Origin of the sequence: Pseudomonas sp. NBRC 100443, from assembly GCF_030268185.1 — a bacterium.
GTDB classification, from domain to species: Bacteria; Pseudomonadota; Gammaproteobacteria; order Pseudomonadales; family Pseudomonadaceae; genus Pseudomonas; species Pseudomonas citronellolis.
This window is the reverse complement of sequence record NZ_BSQE01000001.1, coordinates 149,785-161,942: the sequence shown is the minus strand read 5'-3', so window position 1 is coordinate 161,942 and position 12,158 is coordinate 149,785. Positions and strand designations below refer to the sequence as shown.

The following is a 12,158-nucleotide window of genomic DNA, read 5'->3' as shown; positions in this document are numbered from 1 at the left end:
ACATCAATTGGCCATGATTTAATCGGCCCGGTTTTGTAACCGGATGTCGTAGTCGAGGGATCGAAGGGATGAAGTCCATTCCCCATTACTGGACGCTGGGCCTGGCCCTGGCCGTCGTTCTGGATGTTTCCGCCGCGCCGCTGACCACCCCCGGCGACCGCGACCTGCAACGCGACCGCCAGGAGCAGCTGCTGCGCGAGCAACAGAAGCGCCTGGAGGAATTGCAGCAGCTACCCGGCAAGGCCGCGCCGCAGGCCCCCGCCGAGCAGCCCGCCGACACGCGCTGCTTCGACATACGCGACATCACCCTGGAAGGCGCCGGGCACCTCGGCGCCGCCACCCGCGAGCGCCTGCTGGCGCCCTACCGCGGCCAGTGCCTGGGCGTGGCCCAGCTCAACGCGCTGCTCAAGGCCATCACCGACCACTACCTGGCCCGCGGCTTCGTCACCACCCGCGCCTACCTGCCGCAGCAGGACCTCTCCGGCGGCACGCTGAAGATCATCGTGGTCGAAGGCCGCCTGGAAGGCTTCGACGACTCCGCCGTGGCCACCCCGCGCGAACTGGCCATGGGCTTCCCCGGCAAGGCCGGCGAGGTGCTCGACCTGCGCGAGCTGGAACAGCTGGTGGACCAGGTCAACCGCCTGCCCTCGCGCCACGCGCAAGTGGAGCTGGTGCCCGGCGAGCAGGTCGGCGGCAGCCGCGTGCAGCTGGCCGGCGAGCGCGGCAAGCCCTGGCGCGTCTCGACCTTCCGCGACAACAACGGCGACCGCAGCAGCGGCGAGCAGCAGGCCGGCCTGGGCCTGGACTGGGACAGCCCGCTGGGCCTGGCCGACCAGCTCGGCCTGCGGGTGGCCGAGGACGTGGTCAGCGACCACTGGAAGCACTCCGACAACCAGGGCCTGTTCTACAGCCTGCCCTACGGCTGGTGGACCTTCAGCTACAGCTACAACCAGAGCTACTACCGCACCCGCAACCAAGGCAGCGGCTTCGCCTTCAAGCTCGACGGCGACAGCCGCTCCCACCAGTTCGGTGCCGAGCGCGTGCTGCACCGCGACAGCCTGAGCAAGACCGCGGTCAACTTCGGCCTGGCCCACGTGCGCTCGAACAACTACATCGACGACGAGAAGCTCGACGTCTCCAGCAGCCGCATCACCGAGGGCCAACTGGGCTTCAACCACGGCCGGCGCATCGGCAGCGCCTTCGTCAACCTCGACGCCGGCTGGCAGCAGGGCATAGGCGCGCTCGGCGCCCAGGGCGAGCACGACCCGCAGCCCTACCAGCCCCACGCCCGCTACGACAAATACACCCTCACCCTCAGCTACCTGCAGCCCTTCCAGCTGTGGGGCGAGAACTTCAGCTTCGATGCCCTGGCCACCGCGCAGAAGAGCGAAGACGTGCTCTACAGCCCGCAGCGCATCAGCCTCGGCGGGCTCAACTCGGTGCGCGGCTTCAAGGACCAGAGCCTGTCCGGCGACAGCGGCTACTACTGGCGCAACCAGCTGCGCTGGCGCCGCCCGGTGACCTGGGTGGCGCTGCAGCCCTGGCTGCAGGAGTACGGCGTGGGCTACGGCTACGACTTCGGCGCCATCGCGCACGACCGCTACAACCCCGAACTGCACGGCCGCCTGAGCGGCCACGCGCTGGAGTTCAACGCCCGCGGCCAGTACCTGGCCGCGACCCTGAGCTTCGCCCGCTCCCTGGAGCGGCCCAGCGTGATCGACAAACGCGAACACCCGGTCTACTTCCGCGTCGACCTGTTCTTCTGACGCCGCAACACCACGGAGACCCCAGGACATGGACATCCGCCGCCCCCTCTACCAAGCCATCGCCAGCGCCCTGGCCGGCATCTTGTTCCTCAACCCCATAGTCGCGACCGCCGCGCAACTGGCGGTGGATGCGGCCGCCGGCGGCAACACGCAGATCGGCGCGGCGGGCAACGGCGTGCCCATCGTCAACATCGCCACGCCCAATGGCAGCGGCCTCTCGCACAATAAATTCAGCGACTACAACGTCGGCCAGCAGGGGCTGATCCTCAACAACGCCACCGGCAAGACCGCCAGCACCCAGCTGGGCGGGATCGTCATCGGCAACCCCAACCTCAAGGGCCAGGCGGCGCAGAAGATCCTCAACGAAGTCACCGGCGGCAGCCCCTCGCAGCTCAAGGGCTACACCGAAGTGGCCGGGCAGGGCGCCCACGTCATAGTCGCGAACCCCCACGGCATCACCTGCAACGGCTGCGGCTTCATCAACACCCCGCGCGCCACCCTCACCACCGGCAAGCCGATCCTGGCTGGCGAGCGCCTGCAGGGCTACGACGTGGATGGCGGCGAAATCGCCATCGAAGGCGCCGGGCTCAATGCCAGCAACCTCGACCAGTTCGAGCTGATCACCCGCAGCGCCAAGCTCAACGCCGACCTGTACGCCAAGCAACTCACCGTGGTGGCTGGCCGCAACACGGTGGATGCGGAAAGTCTCGCCGCCACCGCCAAGCCCGACGACGGCAGCGCCAAGCCGCAACTGGCCATCGACAGCTCCGCCCTCGGCGGCATGTACGCCAACACCATCCGCCTGGTGGGTACCGAACAGGGCGTGGGCGTGAAACTGGCCGGCAACATGGCGGCCAGCGCCGGCGACATCCGCATCGACGCCAACGGCAAGCTGGAATTGGCCCAGGTAGCGGCCAGCGGGAACCTGGCGCTGAAAGGGCAGGACGTGGCCCTGAACGGCCCGGCCTATGCTGGGGGCAGTGCCAGCGTGCAGGCCAGCGGTGCGCTGAGCAATGCGCAGAGCCTGGCGGCGGGTTCGACCCTCGAACTGAAGGCCAACCAGCTCAACAACAGCGGTGTGATCGAGGCTGGCGTCAACGCCGACAACAGCCGCAACGCCCGCGGTGACGTGGCCATCGACGCCCAGAACCTGCGTAACGCCGGCACCGTGCTTGCCAGCCGCAACCTGCAAGCGAAGGTCGCCGGCACCCTGGACAACCAGGGTGGCGCCATCAAGGGCGGCAGCGCGAACCTCACGGCCAACACCCTCGACAACCGCCAGGGCCGCCTGCTGGCCGACGGCAACCTGACGCTCGCCGCGCAGCGCCTGGACAACCGCAACGGCCAGGCCGGCGCCGCCAGCCTCCAGGTCAGCGGCGGCGACCTCGACAACCGCCTCGGCCTGTTCAGTGCCGGCCAGGCGCTGAGCTTCGACCTCGCCAACCTCGACAACAGCGGCCAGGGCACACTGGTCAGCAACGGCACGCTGCAGGCCAAGGTCAGCCAGAAGCTGGACAACCATGCCGACGGCCTGCTTTCGGCCAAGGGCGCGCTGGGCGTGCAGGCCGGTGCCGTGGACAACCGCGGTGGGCGGCTGGTCAGCGATGCCGTTCTGAGCGTTTCCGGCGGCAGCCTGGACAACAGTACCCAGGGCGTGGCCAGCGGCAAGGCCGGCCTGCAACTGGACCTCGAAAGCCTCGACAACAGCGACGGTGGCACCCTGGCCAGCAGCGGCGACCTGCGGGCGAATGTCCGCGGCGCGCTGGACAACCACGGCGACGGCGCCCTGGTCGCCAGCGGCACGCTCGACGTCATGGCCGGCAGCCTGGACAACCAGGGCGGCCTGCTCTCCAGCAACGGCAACCTGCAACTGGCCAGCGGCGCCAGCGACAACCGTGGCGGGCAGATCCTCGCCCAGGGCCGCCTCGATGCCAGCACCGCCGACCTCGACAACCGCGACGGCGTGCTCAGTGGCCAGCAGGGCCTGTCGCTGCATGCCGGCGACATCCGCAACGGCACCCGTGCCGCCGGCCAGCCCGGTGGCCTGATCACTAGCCAGGGCGCCCTCGACCTGCGCGCCGGGCAATTCGAGGCCATCGGCGGCGGCGAAGTCTCCGCCAAGGGCGACCTGCAACTGAGCGTGGCCCGGCTGATCCAGCAACAGGCGAAGCTGATCGGCGAAGGCAACGTGCGCATCGACCTGGGCAGCAACGACCAGCATGGCGACTTCGACAACCGCGGCGGCCTGCTCAGCGCCGCCGGCGCGCTGCAGGTCAACGGCCTGGGCAACCTCGACAACCGCGGTGGGGAAATCTCCAGCGCGCAGGACTTCAGCCTGAGCGCCAGCGGCGACGTCGACAACGGCGACCAGGGCGGCATCATCAGTGCCGGGCAACTGAGCTTGTCCGCAGCCGCCCTGCGCAACGCCAACCAGGGCCTGCTCTCGGGCTGGCAGGCGCTGGCGGTGAACGCCGCAAGCCTGGACAACAGCGCCAGCGGCACGCTTTCCAGCCGCAACGGCACCCTCGACGTCACGCTCAGCGGCGTGCTCGACAACCACGACCAGGGCGCGCTGGTCAGCCAGGGCAAGCTGAGCCTGGCAGCCGGCAGCCTGAACAACGCCGGCGGCATCCTCTCCACCCAGGGCGACCTCGGCCTGGCCCTGGCCGGCGACCTCGACAACCGCAATGGCGGCCTGCTCAGCGCCCAGGGCGAACTGGCCGGCAGTGGCCGCGCGCTGGACAACCGCGGCGGGCAGATCAACGCCAACGGTATGCAACTCGACGCCACCAGCCTGGACAACAGCGGTGGCAGCCTGGCCAGCAGCGGGGCCCTGCGCCTGGGCCTGCTCGGCGCGCTGCTGAACCTGGGACCGAACGCCAAGCTGGCCAGCGCCGGCCCGCTGGACCTGAGCGCCGGCAGCGTCGACAACCGTGGCGGGCAACTGGTCAGCCAGGGCCTGCTCAAGGTTCTGGCCGGGCGCTTCGACAACAGCGCCGGCGGCACCGTGGCCAGCCAGGACGCCCTCAACCTCAGCCTCAGCGGCGACCTGCTCAACGGCCAGGACGGCCTGATCTACAGCAAGACCGGCAAGCTCGACATCGGCGCCGCCAGCCTCGACAACGCCGCCGGCACCCTGCAGGGCCAACTCGACACCACCCTGCGCATCCAGGGCGCCGCCGACAACCAGGGCGGGCGCATCAGCAGCCAGGCCGGCAACCTCGACCTGCGCAGCGCCAGCCTGGATAACGGCACTGGCGGCGTCCTCGACAGCGCCGCCGGCTGGCTGAAACTGGTCACTGGCGGGTTCAGCAACAACGCCGGCATCACCCAGGCGCAATCGCTCGACGTGCAGGCCACGGGCGGCATCGACAACCGCAATGGCCACCTTTCGGCGGTCAGCGGCAACAACACCCTCGTCACCAGCGACCTCGACAACCGCGGTGGCGGCCTCTACGCCGGCGAATTGCTGAGCGTCACCGGCAACCAGTTGCTCAACCAGGGCGCCGCCCTGGGCCAGGGTGGCAAGATAGGCGCGGGCGACATCGACTTCAGCCTGGCTGGCGCGCTGAATAACCGCTTCGGCCTGGTCGAAAGCAGCGGCAGCCTCGACCTGTCCGCGGCCAGCATCGACAACGTGGTAGGCGCCATCCGCGCCCTCGGCCAGGACGGCAGCACCCGAGTGAGCAGTGCCGGCTTGCTGGACAACAACCTCGGCCGCATCGAAACCGCCGCCCAGGACTTCAGCCTGCAGGCCGGCGCCCTGCAGAACGGCGGCGGCAGCGTGCTGCATGTCGGCACTGGCAGCTTCGGTATCGACCTGGCCCAGGCCGGCCAGGCCGGCGGCAGCTTCACCACCAACGGCAGCCTCAGCTACCAGGCGGCCAACTGGACCAACAACAGCATCATCCAGGCGCGCAACCTGACGCTGAACGTCGGCAGCCTGAACCAGGGGAGCGGCGGCCAACTGCTCGCCGCGCAGAGCTTCAACGGCAGTGGCGGCAACTGGACCAACGACGGCCTGATCGCAAGCGACGGCAACCTCGACCTGAGCCTGAGCGGCAGCTACACCGGCAACGGCCGCCTCAGCAGCCTGGGCGACCTGACCCTGGGCGCCGGCTACATCGGCCTGGGCGCTTCGGCCAGCATCGCCGGCGGCGGCAGCACCCGCGTCAGCAGCAGCGGCACCCTCGACAACAGTGGCCGGCTCACCTCTGCGGCGGGCCTGCAAGTCAGCGCAGCCAACCTGAACAACTACGGCACCCTCGGCAGCGCCGCCAACCTGCGCCTGGTGGCGAGCAACCTGCTCAACCAGAACGGCCTGATCTTCAGCGGCGGTGACATGGCGCTGCGCGTGGGCAGCTTCACCAACCGCGAGGCGGACGTATACAGCCTCGGCGCGCTGGACCTGGCGGCGGACGACGCCGGCAACCGTGCCGCGCGCCTGGACAACCTCTCCGCCAACCTGGAGAGCGTGGGCGACATGCGCCTGAACGTCGCCGCGCTGAACAACCAGCGTGTGGTGCTGGTGGTCAACGATGCCGGCAAGTACACCGCCAAGATCGTTGAGGTGAACTGCTACAAGTACCTCAACGACAGCATCGCCGACTGCTCCGGCAAGCGGAACGGCGTATGGGAAATCACCGAGCGCGACAAGCTCGAGGTGCTGCAGGCCAGCGCCGCATCCTCCATCAGCGCCGGCGACACCCTGAACAACGCCAGCAGCGTGATCAGCGCCGGGCAGAACCTCTACGCCACGGTCGCCAACCTGACCAACCAGGGCGTGGTCACCGGCGAGACCGAGACCTTCCGCGTATTCGTTTCTCAGCGCACGAGCAACATGTCCAGTTGGGTGAACGAGGCCAACGCCTTCACCGACAAGTACTGGTACGAAAGCCCGGACTACATCAACGATCCAGCCGGCCTGGCCGACGCGATGAGCCATTTCATCGCCCGAACCGAGCGTGACCTGCCGCAGTTCGGCTCGGTGACGCAGCTCAACAGTGGCGACCAGACCTACGCCGGCATCATCCAGGCCGCCGGCAACGTCAGCATCAGCGCCAGCAACCCGATCAACAACAGCGTCATCCGCAACAACTACACCTACGTCAATCCGGGCCAGAAGACCGGCGACACCGCCGTCGGCGCCAGCCCGGTGAGCACCGTGGTGCCGATCAATGCCCAACTGCCGCCGGACCTCGCCCAGCAGCAGGTCAACCCCATCACGCTGCCGGGCTTCAGCCTGCCGCAAGGTCAGAACGGCCTGTTCCGCCTCAGCGGCGAAGCCGGTAGCGGCGGGGCCGCCGGCAGCGTGCAGGGGGCCGGCGACCCGGCGCTGGCCGGTGCCAGTAGCGCCCAGTCCGATTCCGGCCTGAACATCCCGCGCGTGCAGGGGCTGCCCAGCAGCACCACGCCGAGCAACAGCCACAAGTACCTGATCGAGACCAATCCCGAGCTGACCAGCCTGAAGAGCTTCCTCAGCTCCGACTACCTGCTGGGCCTGCTCGGCTACGACCCGGACCAGGCGCAGAAGCGCCTGGGCGATGGCCTCTACGAACAGCGCCTGATCCAACAGGCGGTGGTGGCCCGCACCGGCCAGCGCTTCATCGACGGCATGGCCAGCGACGAGGCGCTGTTCAAGTACCTGATGGACAACGCCATCGCCTACAAGGACCGCCTCAACCTGACGGTGGGTGTGGGTCTAACCGCCGAACAGGTGGCGGCGCTGACCCACGACATCGTCTGGCTGGAAGAGGCCGTGGTGAACGGCGAAAAGGTACTGGTGCCGGTGCTCTACCTGGCCCAGGCCGACAACCGCCTGGCGCCCAACGGCGCGCTGATCCAGGGCCAGAACCTGAGCCTGATCAGCGGCGGCGCACTGAACAATGCCGGCACCCTGCGCGCCAGCAACAACCTCAACGCCACCGCGGCGAACATCACCAACAGCGGCCTGGTGGAGGCCGGCAACCGCCTCGACCTGCTGGCCACCGACAGCATCCGCAATACCGCCGGCGGCATCCTCAAGGGGCGCGACGTCAGCCTCACCGCGCTGACCGGCGACGTGATCAACGAACGCAGCGTCACCCGTATCGACAGCGCTCAGGGCAACCGCACCTGGACCGCCAGCTTCGCCGACAGCGCCGCACGCATCGAAGCGGCCGGCAACCTCGACATCAGCGCCGGGCGCGACATCAGCAACCTCGGCGGCGCACTCAAGGCCGGCAACGACCTGCTGCTGAACGCCGGGCGCGACGTCAACATCAGCGCTGTGCAGGTAGAGAACGGCCAGGTCAACGGCAGCCGCTCCTACAGCCAGACCCTCCAGCAACTGGGGGCCGAGGTCAGTGCCGGTCGCGATTTGGACATCAGCGCCGGCCGCGACCTGACCGCGGTGGCGAGTAGCCTCGACGCCGCGCGCAATGCGGCGCTCAGCGCCGGGCGGGACGTGACGCTGGCTTCGGCGGCGGATGAGAGCCATAGCTACAGCAAGAGCCGGAAGGTCACCAGCAAGCGTGACAGCGTCCAGCAAGTCAGCACTCAGCTGAATACTGGCGGGGACCTGAGCGTCTACGCCGGCCAGGACCTGACTCTCATCGGTAGCCAGGCCAAGGCCCAGGGTTCCGTAGCCCTGGACGCCGTCCGGGATGTCGCCATCCTGTCTGCGCAGAACGAGGAAGCCTACTTCTACAAGAAAAAGAAAGAGGGCTCTTTCGGTCGTAGCAAGACCAAGCAGACCGAGACCTATGACAGCGAGAACGTTGCCTCGGTGGTGCAGGCCGGCAAGGACCTGACTATCAATGTGAGTCAGGATGCCAATGGGGCCATCAGTCTCAACGGAGGGCGGGACGTTACCGTCGTTGGCAGCCAATTATCGGCCGGCAATGACCTGCTGCTTGGTGCCAGCCGGGATGTCTCGGTGCTTGCCGGCAGCGAAGAGCATGGTGCTTCCAGCAAGAAGAGCAAGTCTGGCTTCGGTGGCTTGTCGAAGAGTGGCAACAGCCAGTTGCAGACCACCACTTCGCAGGTAGGCAGCGAACTGGATGCTGGCAACGACGTGGTGATTGCTGCCGGTAACGATATTGGCGTTCGTGCCAGTGCAGTCCGCGCCGGTAATGATGTCGAGATGCGGGCGGGGCTCGTACAGGCGACTGGTGATATCAGCCTGGAGGCTGGCAACAACACGGCTTACCAGGAGTCCGAAAAGTACCGTAGCAAGGTAGGTCTTTCCGGCTCGGGCAGTTTCGTGTCGCTGGCCTCCTCCAAACAGGCTGGCCAGGCGGGTCAGACCAGCGAAAACGTCGGTAGCCTGGTCAGTGCCGGCCGGGATGTCACCCTGCGTGCCGAGCGTGACGTCAGTGTGGTCGGCAGCGCTGTGGATGCTGGGCGTGACCTCAGCGTGCTGGCCGGGCGAGACGTCAATGTGGTTGCCGGCGAAAGCGCCGCGGCCAGCAGCAGTTGGGAAAGCAAGAAGCGGCTCGGCCTGGGTTGGGACTTCAGCGAAACCAGCGCTAGCGTCTTCGCCGGTGCGGAGAAGCTGAAGGAGAAGGACCGCCAAGTCAGTACCAGCAACGCACCCAGTCAGCTCAGTGCCGGTCAGGACATGAGCATCAGCGCCGGGCGCGATATTGTCCAACAAGGTAGTGACATCAGCGCCGGGCGTGATATCGCGCTCAATGCCGGGCGTGACATTCGCTTCGATACCGGCCAGGACACATCTAGCTCCGAGCATTACAAGCAGGTTCAACGCGCCGGTATTTCGGCTCAGGTCAGCCAGAGCGTCACCACTGGCTTGCAGGATGTCGGCAAGATCGGCTCGGGTGGTTCGCCGCTCAGCCAGGCTTCCAGCGTGATGCGTGGCATTGATGGGGCTACCGATCTCGGCGTTTCCGCCGGGGTGAGCGGTGGCGTCAGCCAGTCGACCAACCGCAACGCCTCGCAGCAGGAAAATGCGCGCCCCTCAACGGTGAACGCGGGCCGTGATCTGACTGCTTCGGCCGGGCGCGACATCACCCTGGTAGGTACCCAGGCGGGGGCTGGGCGTGATATCCGCCTGGATGCCGGGCGTGACCTGACCATACAAAGTGCGGAAAGCCATTCCAGCCATAGCAGCAAGGACTCCAGCAGTAGCCTGTCCGCAGGTATCGCTGTTGGCAGTTACAACGCATGGGATGGTGGGCAGGGCAATAGCGGCCCCTATGTCGCTGGTTCCGTGGCCAAGGCTGAACAGAAGGGCAGTGGTACCCAGCACGTCAATGCTCACATTGAGGCGGGTGGTGATGTGGCCCTCAGCAGCGGTCGCGACACTACTATCGCCGGCGCTGGAGTCAGTGGCGACCGGCTTTCGGTGGATGCCGGGCGCAATCTGACCATCGCTTCGCGCCAGGACAGCGACAAGGTCCAGGGGGATCGCTATAGCCTTGGCGGTTCGCTCAGCCTTGGTGGTGGCGGCGGTCTCAATATCGGTCTAGGCGAGACCAAGGGGGCCAGCCAGTGGGTCAGCGAGCAGACTCGCCTGGAAGGGCGTAACCAGGTCGACATCCACACCGGCCAGCACACCCAGATCGATGGCGCCGTCGTGACTGCCGGCAACGGCAACCTGCTACTCGATACCGGTACGCTTGGCTACAGCGACATCCGCGACAAGGACCACTACAAGAGCTACGACATTAGCTTCGGAGGCTCCTTCGCTGGTAAAGATGCCGACGGCAAACCCTTGGTGCGCAATGACGAGGGCAAAGCGTCGAACCTGATTCTTCAGGGGCAGTACAGCTCGCGTGACCGCGAACAGATCAACCGCGCCACGGTAGGTGCTGGCGAGATAGTCGTGCGCGACAACCCTGATCAGGATCTCTCGGGGTTGAACCGCGACCCCGACAGGGCCCAGGAAATCACCAAGGACAAGAAGCGCGAGGAAGATCTCTACATCAGCTCCAACTCCGTGGAGAAGGTGGGAGAGGCCGCGGAGTATGCACATGAAGTCTATGAGGTAAGGCAGCGTGCCCAGGCTCGCAATGAAATGCTCAATGGCTCGCCTGACGAGCGGAGCGATGCGGCGCGGAAGCTCTTCCAATATCAAATGGGGGACGCTGCAGGCACCGAGCCCGGGCGGTTGGTGGCCAACCGCTTGGCGGACCTGGCTCGCCAGGACCCCGCAGCGGCTAACGAAGCTCTTGATCTCCTGAGGCAACTCCAAGGTCCGGGAGGGCCGTCGGGAAGTGCCAGTTTTGCCCAGGCTATTGGCGCCGGGGCGGTCGTACTGCTGGTTGGTGTGCTGGTTGGTGGAGAGGTAATCGCCAATAACCCCGAGTATCAGCAGAAGCTGGCTGATGCACTGGCAAAGCTTTCCGATTCCGAGCGACGCCGGCTCGAAAACCTAGCCGATCTGTTGGGTACGGATGGGTTCCCAATCCACAAGGGGGAGCTGGGTAAATTCATCTTCCCGATTGCGGAGCAAGGAACATCGTCTCCGGATAGCAATGGTTACGGTGCGGGTGGGAAGGTTGAACTGCCAAACAGTACTGAAGGGAGTCGGATTGTTGAGACAGGGGCTTGGAACACTACGACATTAGCAGACCCGGTTTCTACTCCGGGAAACATGTACAGCAATGGCTTTGAACCTATAAAACTAAATGGACTTTCGCAAAATCGGCCTTTGCAGGAGCTTACCCACCAAGAAATAGTAGATGTATTTAGTGGGACAGGCTTTGAGCTTTCGAATCATGCGATTGCTAGGCTTAAAGATGCTAGAACAAGTAATATTGGTTTTGAAACTCCTAACGATATTGTGAAAGTGTTTAATAAGGGAGAGCGGTTTGATGCGGGTAATGGTGAGATCGGATTGTCCTACGGTGGTTTGGAGGCGATAATTGATCCAATATCTAAACGTATCATTACTTTTAGGCCGGCAAAAAATAGGAGTAAATAATGATAATTGTAAAGGATGATGCTTCTTGTTTTTCTTTTGATGTGGTTGGGTATCAATACTCTCACTCTAAAGATATTTATGACTCCAACTGGTTAATTGTTAAGATGGCTGCGCGGGTTGGGGAGCTATATTGGTGTGCCACTGATGCTTGCCTTAGAACCTTTGAGTTGCTTGCTTTGAAAGAATGGCTTCAAGATCTTAGTTGTTGCTGGGTATCTGGGAGTCAGCTGAGGTTTACCGAGGGGGAAATTGGTTTTTTGGCTGGGGAGTCTGGAGTTATTGATGTTGTTTTAGACTTTGGCTTTCATCCGTTAGGGGGTAAATATCGATATGGGGTTGATTCTGAGTTTGTGCTGAGCTTTAAGGTCTTTGATGGCGATTTGAAGCGATTAATAAGAGATATTGATATGCTGATTGAGAAATTTCCAGTAAGGCATTGAGACCTTCTTGGAAGGAATGGGTTGGTC

Annotated in this window: 3 protein-coding genes; all 3 read left to right on the top strand. The window is 65.1% G+C overall.

Going from position 1 to position 12,158, the window contains the following annotated elements; genetic code table 11:
• Positions 1–68 precede the first annotated feature (68 nt).
• The 3 genes from QSJ95_RS00760 to QSJ95_RS00750 are packed head-to-tail and all read left to right on the top strand — an operon-like array spanning position 69 to position 12,131.
• The gene (locus QSJ95_RS00760; protein ID WP_285639156.1) at positions 69–1,766 is read left to right on the top strand and encodes a ShlB/FhaC/HecB family hemolysin secretion/activation protein; all 1,698 of its coding nucleotides are present in this window, start codon (positions 69–71) and stop codon (positions 1,764–1,766) included.
• A gap of 28 nt (positions 1,767–1,794) precedes the next feature.
• Positions 1,795–11,691: a hemagglutinin repeat-containing protein gene (locus QSJ95_RS00755; RefSeq protein WP_285639154.1), complete on the top strand. Its 9,897-nt coding sequence runs from the start codon at positions 1,795–1,797 to the stop codon at positions 11,689–11,691.
• A complete protein-coding gene (locus QSJ95_RS00750) occupies positions 11,691–12,131 on the top strand; it encodes a WapI family immunity protein (RefSeq protein ID WP_285639152.1) in 441 nt (146 codons plus the stop codon). Before QSJ95_RS00755 ends, QSJ95_RS00750 begins: the two co-directional genes overlap by 1 nt.
• Positions 12,132–12,158 lie beyond the last annotated feature (27 nt).